A 13,109-nucleotide genomic window follows, 5' to 3' on the forward strand; every position below is an offset into this window, starting at 1 on the left:
AGGCTTGCGAGGCCGGGTTCATAAGCGCAGGTAAAGGTCATGGCCACGCGATCCCTCCTCTCGCGCCTCTCCCTCGCGGCTGCCTGCCTGGGCATGACGATACCCGGCCTGGCCGCGGCCCAGGATGCACCAGTTGTCCCGCCAATCAGCCAGGCGCCCGCGCCACAGCCCCCGGCCCAACAGCCGCCCGCGCCACAGCCGCCCCCCCTGCCCCCGGCGGCGCAGGAAAAGCTGGACAAATCGGCCGTGCCCCTGCTGGGAAGGGACGTGAAGGGCCCCTCCGGCATGGTGGTGGCGCAGTTCGTCAACGTGCTGGTGGACCCCGCCGGCCGGGCGGTAGGGGCGGTACTGGACTACGGTGGCTTCCTTGGCGTCGGTAAGCGGCGCATCGCCGTGGCCTGGCGCTGCCTGAGCTTCCAGGCCGACGGCATCCAGCTGAGCCTGGGCCGGGAGCAACTTCGTGACGTCCCTGACTTTAAGGATGGCGAGCCGGCCGTGATGGCGGCGCCGCCAGAGGCCGGCCAGGCTGAGCCGCCGGAGGAAGCGCCCGGAAAGGAGTAAGGCGTCGGCATGGCATCGCGACGCAGCGAACGGGCGCTGGACTGGCTCAACTTCTTTGTCGCCGATGTGCAGACGGGGTTCGGGCCCTTCGTCGCCGTCTATCTGACCGCGCAGGCCTGGACCGAGGTGCAGATCGGCTTCGTGCTGAGCATCGGCACGGCCACCGCCATGCTGGCCCAGGTGCCCGCCGGCATGCTGGTGGACGCCACGCCCCGCAAGCGGCTGGCGGCACTGGTGGCGCTGGCCAGCATCGCCGTCAGCGCCCTGCTGCTGGCGGCCTGGCCGGAATGGCTGCCGGTCATCGCATCGGAAGTGCTGCATGGCGTCGCCAGTTGCGTGCTGGCGCCCGCCGTGGCCGCCATCAGCCTGGCACTGGTGGGCCGGGCGCGGCTGGGTGAGCGGCTCGGGCGCAATGCGCGCTATGCCTCGATAGGCAACGGTGTGGCGGCCGCGGCCATGGGCAGCGTCGGCGCTTGGCTCTCCGGCGCCTCGGTCTTCTGGCTGACGGCCGCGCTGACGGTGCCGAGCCTGATCGCACTGATGATGATCCGCGCCGAAGACCTGCATCCGCCGCCCGTCATCCGTGACCCGAAGACCGCCGCGCCGCGCGACAGCATCTGGCTGCTGCTGCGCAACCGGGGCGTCCTGGTCTTCGCGCTCTGCTGCCTGCTTTTCACGCTGTCCAACGCCGCCATGCTGCCGCTGGTGGGAGCCGAGATCACGCGCCTCGGCGGCGAGCAAGCCAATCTCGTCATCGCCGCCTGCATCGTCGTGCCGCAGCTGGTGGTGGCGGCCCTCTCGCCATGGGTCGGGCGGCTGGCGGAATCCCGGGGGCGGCGCATCGTGCTGCTGCTGGGCTTCAGCGCGCTGCCGCTGCGCGGTGCGTTGCTGGCCGTGGTCTCGGACCCGATCGGGCTGGCGGCGGTGCAGGCGCTGGACGGCATCAGCGCCGCGGTGATGGGCGTGCTGCTGCCGCTGCTGGCGGCCGACCTGACGCGCGGCACCAACCGCTTCAACCTCTGCATGGGGCTGTTCGGCCTGGCCGTGGGCATCGGCGGTACCATCAGCACCAGCCTCGCGGGCGCCGTCTCCACCTGGTTCGGGCCAGCGGCGGCCTTCGGCATGCTGGCCGGCTGCGGCCTTCTGGCGATTCCTCTGCTGCTCTTCGCCATGCCGGAGACGCGGGAGAAAGAGAACGGAGCTGCCTAGGCTCCGCTTCTTCGATGCCGGAACCAGGAAGTTCGCGAAGCGGATACGCGGCGGCGAATCATGCTGGCGCGGAGGCCGGCACCGGAACCTTCGTTCGCGGAACAGTGTTAGAATCCTTCAGGGGCGCCCATCGTAGAGTGACGGCATCGGTTCAAGCACCTGCCGCGCACCGCCACCGGACGAAGGCGGGCCACGCGCCGAAGTCCACCGGAGCCGGACCCGGCGTTGTCTTGGCGGATTGGCATTGGACAGGAAGGCAGGCAGTGATGAAGAGAAGCACATTCACTGCCTGGTACTGGGTTGCGGCGCTGCTTGGCCTCGTGGCGGCGCAGTATGTCGCGACGACCGTCGTGCGACCGGTGGCGACGATCCCCTACAGCCAGTTCCAGCAACTCCTGCAGGAGAACAAGATCGCCGAGGTCGGGGTCTCCGACCGCTTCCTCCAGGGCGAGCTCAAGGAGCCGCTGCCCGGCGGGCAGATCCGCTTCGCGACCACTCGGGTGGAGCCGCCGGAATTCGCCGAGGAGCTGAGCCGCCACGGCGTGCGCTACACCGGCCAGGTCGAGAGCAACCTCCTGCCGATGCTGCTCTCCTGGATCGTCCCGGTGCTGCTGTTCGTCGGTGCCTGGCTCTGGATCGGCCGGCGCATCGGGATGGGCCAGGGCGGCCTGATGCAGATCGGCAAGAGCAAGGCCAAGGTCTATGTCGCGGCCGATACCGGCGTGACCTTCGCCGACGTCGCCGGCGTGGACGAAGCCAAGGACGAACTGCGGGAGGTCGTGGACTTCCTCAGGGAGCCCGAGCGCTACCGCCGGCTCGGAGGGCGGATGCCGAAGGGCGTGCTGCTGGTCGGCCCGCCCGGCACCGGCAAGACGCTGCTGGCCAAGGCCGTCGCGGGCGAGGCCAAGGTGCCGTTCTTCTCCATCTCGGGCGCCGAATTCGTCGAGATGTTCGTGGGCGTCGGCGCGGCACGGGTGCGCGACCTGTTCGAGCAGGCCCGTGCCAGGGCGCCGGCCATCATCTTCATCGACGAGCTGGACGCGCTCGGCCGCGCGCGCGGCGTCGGCGGCGCCTATGGTGGCCATAGCGAGGCGGAGCAGACGCTGAACCAGTTGCTGGTCGAGATGGATGGCTTCGACAGCCGCTCCGGCCTCGTCATCCTGGCCGCGACCAACCGGCCGGAGATCCTAGACCCGGCGCTGCTGCGCGCGGGGCGCTTCGACCGTCAGGTGCTGGTGGACAGGCCGGACCGGAAGGGCCGCGTGGATATCCTGCACGTCCACATGCACAAGGTGACGCTCGGCCCGGATGTGGACGCGGAGAAGGTGGCCGCGCTGACGCCGGGCTTTACCGGCGCGGATCTCGCGAACCTGGTGAACGAGGCGGCGCTGCTGGCGACCCGCCGCAGCGCGGATGCCGTGACCATGGCCGATTTCAGCAATGCGGTGGAGCGCATCGTCGCCGGCCTCGAGAGGCGCAATCGCCTGCTCAATCCGAAGGAGCGGGAGATTGTTGCGTATCACGAGATGGGCCATGCGCTGGTGGCGCTGGCACTGCCGGGCATGGACCCCGTGCAGAAGGTTTCGATCATTCCACGCGGGATCGGCGCGCTCGGCTACACGGTGCAGCTGCCGACCGAGGACCGCTTCCTGATGACGCGCGAGGAGCTGGAGCGGAAGATGATGGTGATGCTCGGCGGGCGCGCCGCCGAGCTGATCGTCTTCGGCCACCTCTCGACGGGCGCCGCCAACGACCTGGAGCGCGTCACCGAAACTGCGCGCGCGATGGTGGCGCGCTACGGCATGTCCGAGAAGCTCGGCAGCGTCACCTACGAGCGTGATCCACGGTCCTTCCTCGCCGATGGCGGCCCGCTGGGGGGCGGCGCGCGCGGACGAGAATACGGCGAGGCGGCGGCCAACGCGATCGATGAGGAGGTACGCCGCATCGTGGACGGAGCCTTGGAACAGACCCTTGCCCTGCTGCGCGAGCGCCGCGAGGTCCTCAACAAGGGTGCGCGTCAGCTGCTGGAGATGGAGACGCTCGACCAGGCGGAGCTGACCCGGCTCGCCGGACGGCCCGCCGAGCCGGCGCAACCGGACGCCACGGCCGCGCAGTGAGGCGCCGCCCCGCGCCTGCCGCCCTGGGCGGGTGAGAAAGCCGAAGCCACCCCGCATCGTTCCGGAACGAGTGTCGTCCGCTATGGCCGATGCTCCTTGAAAGCCACTGCCAAGGACCCATCTACCATCCACATGGATGGTCAGAGGATGGCGAACAGATGGCTGGGAATGTGCATGAGCTCCGGCCCAAGCCCGGCGGCGAGACCGAGAAGATCACCATCAACCTGGGCTATGTCGACCTCGGTCATATCGACCTGCTGGTTCAGGACGGTTTTTACTCCAACCGGACCGACTTCATCCGCACCGCGATCCGCAACCAGATCGAGCGGCATTCCGACGCGGCCAGGCAATCCGTCACGCGCAAAGGTCTCGATCTCGGGGTCCGGCATTTCAGCCGGGAAGACCTCGAGGCCGCCCGCGCGGCGGGTCAGCGTCTCGACATCCGGGTACTGGGCCTGGCAAGCATCGCAGCCGATGTCTCGCCGGAGCTGGCCCGCGACACGATCGCCACGATTTCCGTCCTTGGCGCATTGCAGGCCAGCGGCGCGGTGAAGGCCGCGCTCGCCGATCGCATCCGCTGAGAGGCGCATTGAAAGTTTCAGACATGAACACGGTTCTTCCGAACTCCATGCTCCAGGCGACCCGTCTCGTCCGTGAAGGACGGCTGGGCGAAGCCTCCACCCTGCTGCAACACTTCCTTCGTGGCGGAGAGCCGCCTGCCGATGCGCCAGCAGCGCACGGCACCACCGGCGAAGCCCGCGGGCAGCCACGGCGCGTCATCGACATCGACCCCGAGACGGGTGAAACCCCGGACCCCATGGCGGCCGCAAGGCGCCCAGCCGCCGCCGGAATGGGCAAGGCCAGGATGCCGCAGGCGCTGCAAGGCCTTCTCGACCAGTTCAATCAGGGCGGTCTCGCTTCGGGCCTGTCGTCCCGTCCGGCCGTGCCGGTTCCCGACGGTGCGCGCTTCCTGGCCGGCTCTTACAGCAGCGATGCCGGGAGCCGCGGCTACAAGCTCTTTATCCCCAGCGGTTATGCCGGTGAGGCAGTGCCCCTGGTCGTCATGCTCCACGGCTGCACGCAGTCACCGGATGATTTCGCCGCCGGCACGCAAATGAACGCGCTGGCCGAGGAACAGGCCTGCCTGATCGTCTATCCCGGCCAGACATCATCGGCCAATGCCCAGAAGTGCTGGAACTGGTTCAGCCCTGGCGACCAGCAGCGGGACCAGGGCGAGCCCGCGCTGATCGCCGGGATCACGCGTCAGGTCATGCGCGACTACGCGGTCGACCCAGGCCGCGTCTACATCGCCGGGCTGTCCGCCGGCGGCGCCGCGGCGGCCATCATGGCGCAGTCCTATCCGGACCTTTACGCCGCCGCGGGCGTGCATTCCGGCCTGGCCTGCGGCGCGGCCCGCGACGTTCCCTCGGCCTTCGCCGCCATGCGGAATGGCGCGGCGCCGCAGCAGCCCATCCGCGCGGGAGCGGCCGGGGGAAGCCCGCGCATCGTCCCGACCATCGTGTTCCATGGGGACAAGGACGGCACGGTGCATCCCCGCAACGGCGATCAGGTCATCGCCCAGTTCGCCATGGCCGGCACCCGGCGGGCCGAGCCGCAACGCGGGCAGGTGCCGGGCGGGCACACCTATAGCCGCACCATCCATACGGATGCCGCCGGGAAGCCCTTGCATGAGCATTGGCTGGTCCATGGCGGTGGCCACGCCTGGTACGGCGGCAGCGCCGCCGGGTCCTATACCGACCCACGAGGCCCTAACGCATCGCGCGAGATGCTCCGCTTCTTCCTGGAGCATCCGCGCGGAATCACGACGCCGTAACTCCGGGACCCGCCAGCCTCAGTCCATCAGGGCCTGATAGGTCAGCACCCTCAGCTCCCGCCGCAGCGGGTAGGTGGAGGACGGTATGAGTTGGGTCAGCAGGATCACCGCCATGTCCTCGGCCGGATCCACCCAGAAGGCGGTGCTGGCGGCACCGCCCCAGGCGCATTCGCCCGGCGAGCCCAGGATCTGCGCCCGCGCCGGGTCGAGCATCACGGAAAAGCCGAGGCCGAAGCCGATTCCCTCATAAGTGCTTTCGGAAAAGCGTGGCTGGCCCATGGCCGCCATGTCGCCGGGCAGATGATTGCTCATCATCAGCGCGATGGTCTTGCGGCCCAGCAGGCGGGTGCCGTCCAACTCGCCTCTGTTCAACAGGAACTGGCAGAAGCGGACATAGTCCCCGACGGTCGAGACCAGTCCGCCGCCGCCCGAGCAGATGGCGCGGGGCTCGCCGAAGCGGCTGTCCTGCGGGTCATCGATCAGCGACAGGCGCCCGTCCGCGCCGCGGCCGTAGCAGGCGGCGAAGCGCGGGAGCTTCCCTGCCGGCACATGGAAATCCGTGTCCACCATACCCAGCGGCTGGATGAGGCGTTCCCGCAGGAACGTTCCGAAATCCTGGCCCGATATGACGGCGACCAGATGCCCCAGCACATCCGTCGCGATGGAGTAATTCCATTCCCGCCCCGGCTGCGCCAGCAGCGGCACGCCGGCGGCAGCTTCCACCACCTCGCCCAGGCTGCGGTCGGAGGTCTGGAAATCCACGCCTTGCTCTCGGTAGAGCGCGTCCACCATGCTGGCCTGCATGAAGCCATAGGTCAGGCCCGAGGTATGCGTCAGCAGGTCCCGGAAGGTGATGTCACGCTCGGCCGGGACGCTCTGGTAACTTCCCTGGCTACCACCGGTGAAAACGCGCATGTCCCGGAAGCAGGGCAGGAAGCGCGTGATCGGGTCGTCCAACTGGAAACGCCCTTCCTCGTACAGCATCATGATGGCGACGCTGGTGAGCGGCTTGGTCATGGAATAAATGCGCAGGATGGTCTCCGGCGTCATCGGCACGCCACGCGCCATATCCGCGAGGCCGGAACAGCCGAGATGCGCCACCTGGCCATGCCGCATCACCAGCGTGGTGGCACCGGCCAGCCTGCCGTCGCGGACCAGCGCCTCCCGCCAGGCATCAACCCGCGCCAGCCTGGCGCTGCTGAGCCCGACATCCTCGGGCCGGACCTGGTGAAGGGCACTCTCCATCCGTCGCACTCCCTGCAACTGGAACAAGCCGGCAGCATGCGCCCGGGGGCACCCGATGGCCAGACCGCGCCTCAGCGCCCCCGGCGCAGCAGGCGCCGCAGCCGCCCCTTGCGGAAGAGGCCGCGCTGGCTGACCGCCTCGAACATCTCCTCAGGCCCCTCGGGGTCCAGCACCTCGTTGTCCGCCAGCCATTCCTCGACGACATTCAGCTCCGGCTCCTCATAGGGGCGGAGCGAACGGCCGGGGCCACGCAGCGCCTCGACGGCACCGACCAGCGAACCCTCCGTCTCCATGCGCTGTGCCACCTCCTCCTCCGTCACGCCGAGATGCTCCGCCAGCAGCCCGTCGCGAAAGCGGCGTATGCGCGCGGAGAGGTCAGGATCGGCCGGCGCGCCGGCATCCACCGCCACGTCGCATTCCGTGTCCAGCCGCATGGAACGGTTGTTGAGGTTGGAGGAGCCGACCCGCAGCACCCGGTCGTCCACGATCATGATCTTGGCATGGACATAGATGGGCTGCCCGCCCCTGGTGAAAGGGTGATAGAGGCGGAAGCGCCGGCCATGCGTATCGGCGCGGCGCAGCGCCTCATGCAGCCGGGCGCGGGCGGTATCCATGGCGACCGGCTCCAGCCATCCCTGCGCCGAGACGGGATTGACCAGCACGATTTCCGGCCCGTCCGGCTCCGAGAGCCGCCGGGCGATGGCCTCGGCGATGCGGCGGGAGGCGAAATACTGGCTCTCCGCATAGATCATGCGCCGGGCACTGGCGATCAGGTCCAGGTAGAGCTGCTCGATCTCCAGGACAGGCTCGACATCCGGCATGCGCGGATAGGTCCGGGCGATGGCGAAATCCGTATCCTGGAACTGCGGCTTCAGCATCTCCGGCCAGCAGTCGGTGCAGCTTTCCACCGGCTGCAGCACCTGCCCTCCGGCGGCGTGCCAGCGGTCGCGCGTCACCTGCCCGAGGACACGCGCGGCCTCGCCATCCAGCGCGGTGGTGGCGTCGTGCCAGGGGCCATAGGGGCTGCCACCCGGGCGGCGGCGGTCCGGTTCCTCATCCCGGTGCGCGCGGGTGTCCCAGCGGTCGCCCGTCATGTCGATGCCGCCGCAGAAGGCCAGGCTGTCATCCAGCACAACGATCTTCTGGTGGTGGGAGGCGCCGGTCGGATGCGCGCTGTCCAGCCGCGCCTGGATGCGCGGATGCCACATCCAGCGCATCAGCGTGAAGACGGTCGTGCCGCGGAACACCGCCCGCATGGCGCCGATATCCCAGCGCAGCAGATAGATCTCCAGCTCCGGCCGCCGCCGCACCAGCCAGAGGATGAAGTCGCCGAGCCGTTCCGGTGCCTCATCCGCCGCATCGGCCTTGCCGAGGCGGATGCGCGCGTCGAAATCCCAGCCCACCAGCATGATGCGGTGCTTCGCCGCCAGCATCGCTGCCCGCGCGACCCGGAAATAGTCGTCGGCATCGACGATCACCGCGGCGTGGTCGGCGCGCGCCACGCGCCAGCAATTCCGCCCGGGTTGCAGCAGCGAGGATGTCGTCCCGGCCAATGCGGATTGCTCGATACCGGCTGATGTCATGACCCGGCCACTGGCCGCCCTCCTCCACGCGGCGGAATGCCGACGGCGGCGGTGCAACGGTGTTCCGCCACCAGGGTTTCCGTTCAGGACAAGGCGGGCAGCCGGTTCGGCAGAGGTCGGCCAGCCTCGAAATCGGCGGCGGAATGCAGCGTCGTCTCGGCAATGGCATGCAGCGCCGGGCGCGTCAGGAAGGCCTGATGCCCGGTGACCAGGACATTGGGAAAGGTCAGCAGCCGCTGGAAGACGTCGTCCTGGATGATCTCGTTGGACAGGTCCTCGAAGAACAGGTCGCCCTCCTGCTCATAGACATCCAGCGCCACGCCGCCGACAAGGCCGCGCTTCAGCCCGTCGATCAGCGCATCGGCGTCCACCAGCGCGCCACGGCTGGTATTGATCAGCTGGAAGCCAGGGCGCGCGCGGGCGATGCTGGCGGCATCGACCAGATGGCGCGTCCCCGGCGTCAGCGGGCAGTGCAGGGTGATGATATCCGCCTGCTCCAACAACTGCTCGGTCGGTACGTAGCGCACGCCGGCGCTGACCAGGGCGGGGTTTTGCACCTGGTCGGCGGCCAGCACCTCGCAGCCGAAGCCCAGCCGCAGCGCGCGCGCCACCAGGGCGCCGATACGCCCGGTGCCGACCACCCCGGCCACGCGCCCGTGAAGCCCCAGGCCCAGCAGTCCATCCAGCGAGAAGTTATTCTCCCGCACGCGGGCCCAGGCGCGATGGATCTTGCGGTCCAGCGACAGCATCAGCCCGATGGTGAATTCCGCCACGGCCTCCGGCGAATAGGCGGGCACACGCACCACCGTGATCCCCAGCCGCGCCGCCGCCGCCAGATCGACATTGTTGAAGCCGGCGCAGCGCATGGCCACCAGCCGCGTGCCGCCTTCCGCCAGAACGGCCAGGGTAGCGGGATCCAGCCGGTCGTTGACGAAGGCGCAGACCGCCGGCCAGCCAGCCGCCAGCGATGCCGTCACCGCGTCCAGCCTCGGCTCCAGGAAGCCGATCTCATGGGCGAAGGCGGTATTGGCTTCCTCGAAACTCTGGCGGTCGTAGGACTTGGTGCTGAAGAAGGCGATGCGCATGGTCGGGTCTCCCTGCCGTCATTCAGCCTAATCAACGCATCAGGTTCCACAGGAACGGCAACCAGAGTGTCGTCAACACCGCATTCAGCCCCATGGCGAGACTGCTGAACACGCCGGCGGTGAGGTTGACCGAGAGCGCCCGCGCCGTGCCCAGCCCGTGCGAGACGGTGCCGATGGCCAGCCCTCGCGCCCGCCAGTCCCGCACGCCGGCCCAGTTCATCACCAGCGGGCCCAGCGCCGCGCCCACGGCGCCGGAGCAGAGCACGACGATGGCCGTGAGCGAAGGCAATCCGCCCAGCCGCTCGGCGACGCCCATGGCGACGGGGGTGGTGACGGAGCGTGGGGCCAGCGAGGCCAGGATCTCCGGCGCCGCGCCACAGGCCGCAGCGAGCCCGACACCCAGCCCCGCCGAGAGCAGCCCCCCCAGCAGGATGGAAAGCCCCGCCGGCAGCAGCGCGCTGTTGAGGTCACGCCATTGCCGGTGCAGCGGCACCGCCAGCGCCACGGTGGCCGGCCCCAGCAGGAAATGGACGAACTGCGCGCCCTGGAAGTAGGCGCGGTAATCCACCCCCGTCACCAGCAGCCCGAACGACAGGATGGCGACGGCGATCAGCACGGGGTTCGCCAGCGGGTGCCGGTGCAGCAGATGCTGGATGCGCAGCGCCGCCAGCCAGGCCAGTAGGGTGAAGGTCAGGGCGGAGAGTGGCTCCCGCGCCAGATAGACCCAGATATCGGCAAGGTCCTGCGGCATGGCGACGTCAGCCCCGGCGCCGCAGCAGGAACTGCGCCAGGCGCCCGGTCAGCGCCATGCTCAGCAGCGTGCCGGGGATGATGGCCAGTGCCAGCGGCAGCCAGTTGCTGGCCAGGGTGGGCAGCAGCACGACCACCCCCACCCCCGCCGGCACGAACAGCAGCCCGAGATTCCCGAGCAGCACGTCGGCCACGCGGCCCAGGGCAGGCGGCGGCTCCTCCTTCCCGCGCCACAGGCGCAGGATGACGAAGAGCAGCATCATGCCGATGACCGGGCCGGGGATGGGCAGGCGCAGCACCCGCGCCAGCAGCTCGCCGGCCAGCTGGCAGGCCAGCAGGGCGGTGATGGCGCCGGTCATGGCTGGCGCACCGTGAACGACAGGGGCATGAGAAGGGTCCTTCCGCGGCAGGAACCCCCAGATTTCCCTCTGCCCGGCCGCTGCCGCAACGCATGATGAGCAGCGGCCGGGTGTGCGTCAGGCGGGAGGCTCAGACCGCCTGATAGGTCACCGTGACCTCGCCCACGCCCTCGCAGGTGCCATGCATGGTGTCGCCCGGCTTCACGGCGCTGACGCCGGCGGGGGTGCCGGTCATGATCAGGTCGCCCGGCAGCAGCTCCACATAGCGGGAGAGATAGGCGATGGCTTCCGGCAGGGACCAGATCATCTGGCTCAGGTCGCCGGTCTGCTGCACCTTGCCGTTCACGGTGACCTCGATCTTGCCCCGGCTCGGATGGCCGATGCGGGAGGCAGGGACGATCTCGCTGATCGGGCAGGACTGGTCGAAGCCCTTCGCGAGTTCCCAGGGGCGGCCAAGCTTCTTGGCTTCCGCCTGGATGTCGCGCCGCGTCATGTCCAGGCCGATGGCGTAGCCATAGACATGCTCCAGCGCGCGCTCCTGCGGGATGTTCTTGCCGCCCTTGCCGATGGCGGCCACCAGCTCGACCTCGTGGTGTAGGTCCTTGGTCTGGCCGGGAAAGGGCAGCGTGCCGCCGGGCACAGCGGCATTGGCCGGCTTGGAGAAGAAGAAGGGCGGTTCGCGGTCGGGGTCGTGGCCCATTTCCCGCGCATGCTCGGCATAGTTGCGGCCGACGCACCAGATGCGCCGGACGGGGAAGACGCCTTCTTCTCCCTTGACCGGGATGGTCGTCTCGGGCGCGGGCTCGATGACATAGCGCATGGCGGTTGCTCCTGAACCAATTCCATTGATTGGTTAGGCCCGCACGGGAGAGGCGTCAAGCGGGTGGCGCAATGAAGCCGGGACGCCTATGGCAGAGGCCATGGAACCTGATTCCGGCCTCCACGGCACGCCGGTCATGACACTGCTGCAGGCTTATCTCGCCAGCATCGCCCTCCCCGCCTCCGGCCGGCTGCCGCCGGAGCGCGAATTGGCGGAGGCGCTGGGCGTCTCCCGCGCCGAGCTGCGCAAGGCCCTGGCGATGTTGGAGGCCGAGGGGCAGCTCTGGCGCCATGTCGGCAAGGGCACCTTCCTGGGGCCCCGGCCACTGGCAGCCATCGGCGACGTGGCGCATCTGGCCCGGCAGGCGGATGCCACGGACATGTTGAATGCCCGGCTCGCATTGGAGCCGCAGCTTGCGGCGCTGGCGGCCCGCAATGCCAAGCCGGCGCAGCTGGAGGCGATGCGCGCCGCCATGGAGGCCTCCCGCCGTCCGGGCCTCTCCTGGCGGGGCTATGAGGGCCAGGACGCCCGGCTGCACCGGGAGATCGCCTCCGCCGCCGGCAACCCGCTGCTGCTGCATCTGTTCGACCAGTTGGCGGCCATCCGCCGCGTGCTGACCTGGGACAGGCCGCGCCCGCAGCCGGAAGGCCCGCCACCCGGCCATCCCTCCTTCGCCGAGCACGAGCAGATCGTCGCCGCCATCGCGACCAGGGAGGCCGAGGCGGCGGCGGCGCATATGCATGACCACATCGCCGCCGTGCACCGCCTGATCGCCCAGGCCTGAGGCGTTCAGCCCGGTCCCGCATTGCTGCCGAGGGCGGCGCGCAGCTCCGCCCCCGTGGTCAGCCAGCCGAAGAAGTGCAGCACGTTGAACTCCGTGGCCGCCTGCTGCCCCGGCCCGGCGGCCATGGTGCCATCCGTCACCATCACCGGGAAAAACTCGCGGTGATAGGCATCCCGCAGCGTGCTCTCGACGCAGACATTGGTGGCGACGCCCAGGATCAGAACGGTGCGGATGCGGCGGGCGGCGAGGATCTGTTCCAGGTTGGTGCCGGCGAAGCCGCTGTAGCGGGATTTCGGCACCACGATATCGCCCGCCTCCGGCCGCAGGGCCTCGACGATCTCGTAGTCCCAGCCGCCTTTGGTGATCAGCCGTCCCGCCAGCTCGGGCTTCTCCCGCATCAGCCGCAGGGCATTGGATTTGTGCCAGACCGGGGCGGTGGGGCCGCCGGCCTCGCGCAGGTCGGGCTCGAAGCCGTTCTGCAGATAGATGACGGGCATGCCCGCCGCCCGGCAGGCGGCGATGGTCAGGCGCGCTTCCTCGATCACCGGCGCGCTGCCGCTGACATCGAAGCCCGCCTGATCCAGGTAGCCGCCGGGGCTGCAATAGGCATTCTGCATATCCACCACGATGAGCGCGGCATCGGCGGCGGAGATGGGCAGCGGGCCGGGACGGGCCGGCAGGGTCACGGTCTGCGTCATGGCGGCAGGTTACAGGCAGAAACAGGCCTGGGGAGATTGCAGATGGCATGAGCGGAACAATCTT

General features: G+C 69.4%; 13 protein-coding genes. 6 read left to right on the forward strand and 7 right to left on the reverse strand.

The genetic code is table 11. The annotated features are described in order from the left end of the window. The first annotated feature begins 39 nt into the window (after positions 1-39). The 5 genes from IAI58_RS21445 (at position 40) to IAI58_RS21465 (ending at position 5,721) form a co-directional block, all read left to right on the forward strand. The gene (locus IAI58_RS21445; protein ID WP_207448422.1) at positions 40-561 is read left to right on the forward strand and encodes a hypothetical protein; all 522 of its coding nucleotides are present in this window, start codon (positions 40-42) and stop codon (positions 559-561) included. A gap of 9 nt (positions 562-570) precedes the next feature. Continuing rightward, positions 571-1,770, forward strand: coding sequence for an MFS transporter (locus IAI58_RS21450; RefSeq protein ID WP_207448421.1), 1,200 nt, complete (start codon positions 571-573; stop codon positions 1,768-1,770). Between the two features lie 263 nt (positions 1,771-2,033). Further along, positions 2,034-3,887, forward strand: a complete 1,854-nt coding sequence (gene ftsH / locus IAI58_RS21455; protein ID WP_408906210.1) for an ATP-dependent zinc metalloprotease FtsH — start codon at positions 2,034-2,036, stop codon at positions 3,885-3,887. 158 nt (positions 3,888-4,045) lie between these two features. Continuing rightward, the gene (locus IAI58_RS21460; protein WP_207448419.1) at positions 4,046-4,468 is read left to right on the forward strand and encodes a CopG family transcriptional regulator; all 423 of its coding nucleotides are present in this window, start codon (positions 4,046-4,048) and stop codon (positions 4,466-4,468) included. Between the two features lie 23 nt (positions 4,469-4,491). Continuing rightward, complete coding sequence (locus IAI58_RS21465; protein WP_207448418.1) at positions 4,492-5,721, forward strand: extracellular catalytic domain type 1 short-chain-length polyhydroxyalkanoate depolymerase; 1,230 nt, start codon at positions 4,492-4,494, stop codon at positions 5,719-5,721. A gap of 18 nt (positions 5,722-5,739) precedes the next feature. On the opposite strand, the gene IAI58_RS21470 is transcribed toward IAI58_RS21465, so the two are convergent. From IAI58_RS21470 to IAI58_RS21495, 6 genes are all read right to left on the reverse strand, one after another. After that, positions 5,740-6,966: a serine hydrolase domain-containing protein gene (locus IAI58_RS21470; protein ID WP_207448417.1), complete on the reverse strand. Its 1,227-nt coding sequence runs from the start codon at positions 6,964-6,966 to the stop codon at positions 5,740-5,742. A 71-nt stretch (positions 6,967-7,037) separates the two neighbouring features. Further along, complete coding sequence (locus IAI58_RS21475; RefSeq protein ID WP_207448415.1) at positions 7,038-8,549, reverse strand: phospholipase D-like domain-containing protein; 1,512 nt, start codon at positions 8,547-8,549, stop codon at positions 7,038-7,040. Positions 8,550-8,632: 83 nt separating this feature from the next. Then, positions 8,633-9,634: a 2-hydroxyacid dehydrogenase gene (locus IAI58_RS21480; RefSeq protein WP_207448413.1), complete on the reverse strand. Its 1,002-nt coding sequence runs from the start codon at positions 9,632-9,634 to the stop codon at positions 8,633-8,635. A gap of 31 nt (positions 9,635-9,665) precedes the next feature. Next, positions 9,666-10,385, reverse strand: coding sequence for an LrgB family protein (locus tag IAI58_RS21485; protein ID WP_207448411.1), 720 nt, complete (start codon positions 10,383-10,385; stop codon positions 9,666-9,668). A 7-nt stretch (positions 10,386-10,392) separates the two neighbouring features. Continuing rightward, the gene (locus IAI58_RS21490; RefSeq protein WP_207448410.1) at positions 10,393-10,743 is read right to left on the reverse strand and encodes a CidA/LrgA family protein; all 351 of its coding nucleotides are present in this window, start codon (positions 10,741-10,743) and stop codon (positions 10,393-10,395) included. A gap of 130 nt (positions 10,744-10,873) precedes the next feature. Beyond that, positions 10,874-11,563 (reverse strand): fumarylacetoacetate hydrolase family protein, encoded by a 690-nt coding sequence (locus IAI58_RS21495; RefSeq protein ID WP_207448409.1) that lies wholly within the window; start codon positions 11,561-11,563, stop codon positions 10,874-10,876. Between the two features lie 100 nt (positions 11,564-11,663). Here IAI58_RS21495 and IAI58_RS21500 point away from each other — a divergent pair, with 100 nt between their 5' ends. Continuing rightward, the gene (locus IAI58_RS21500; RefSeq protein ID WP_207448408.1) at positions 11,664-12,347 is read left to right on the forward strand and encodes a FadR/GntR family transcriptional regulator; all 684 of its coding nucleotides are present in this window, start codon (positions 11,664-11,666) and stop codon (positions 12,345-12,347) included. 5 nt (positions 12,348-12,352) lie between these two features. Here IAI58_RS21500 and IAI58_RS21505 read toward each other — a convergent pair whose 3' ends face one another. Further along, complete coding sequence (locus IAI58_RS21505; RefSeq protein ID WP_207448407.1) at positions 12,353-13,045, reverse strand: isochorismatase family protein; 693 nt, start codon at positions 13,043-13,045, stop codon at positions 12,353-12,355. Positions 13,046-13,109: the final 64 nt, after the last annotated feature.

This window comes from Roseomonas marmotae (assembly GCF_017654485.1).
GTDB lineage: Bacteria > Pseudomonadota > Alphaproteobacteria > Acetobacterales > Acetobacteraceae > Pseudoroseomonas > Pseudoroseomonas marmotae.

Coding starts and splice junctions, on each gene's coding strand:
- IAI58_RS21495 (WP_207448409.1), bottom strand. CDS start 11,563: ATGCGCTATGTCATCGAGCCCGCGCCCGAGACGACCATCCCGGTCAAG.
- IAI58_RS21450 (WP_207448421.1), top strand. CDS start 571: ATGGCATCGCGACGCAGCGAACGGGCGCTGGACTGGCTCAACTTCTTT.
- IAI58_RS21500 (WP_207448408.1), top strand. CDS start 11,664: ATGGAACCTGATTCCGGCCTCCACGGCACGCCGGTCATGACACTGCTG.
- IAI58_RS21490 (WP_207448410.1), bottom strand. CDS start 10,743: ATGACCGGCGCCATCACCGCCCTGCTGGCCTGCCAGCTGGCCGGCGAG.
- IAI58_RS21485 (WP_207448411.1), bottom strand. CDS start 10,385: ATGCCGCAGGACCTTGCCGATATCTGGGTCTATCTGGCGCGGGAGCCA.
- IAI58_RS21445 (WP_207448422.1), top strand. CDS start 40: ATGGCCACGCGATCCCTCCTCTCGCGCCTCTCCCTCGCGGCTGCCTGC.
- IAI58_RS21480 (WP_207448413.1), bottom strand. CDS start 9,634: ATGCGCATCGCCTTCTTCAGCACCAAGTCCTACGACCGCCAGAGTTTC.
- IAI58_RS21475 (WP_207448415.1), bottom strand. CDS start 8,549: ATGACATCAGCCGGTATCGAGCAATCCGCATTGGCCGGGACGACATCC.
- IAI58_RS21460 (WP_207448419.1), top strand. CDS start 4,046: ATGGCTGGGAATGTGCATGAGCTCCGGCCCAAGCCCGGCGGCGAGACC.
- IAI58_RS21470 (WP_207448417.1), bottom strand. CDS start 6,966: ATGGAGAGTGCCCTTCACCAGGTCCGGCCCGAGGATGTCGGGCTCAGC.
- IAI58_RS21465 (WP_207448418.1), top strand. CDS start 4,492: ATGAACACGGTTCTTCCGAACTCCATGCTCCAGGCGACCCGTCTCGTC.
- IAI58_RS21505 (WP_207448407.1), bottom strand. CDS start 13,045: ATGACGCAGACCGTGACCCTGCCGGCCCGTCCCGGCCCGCTGCCCATC.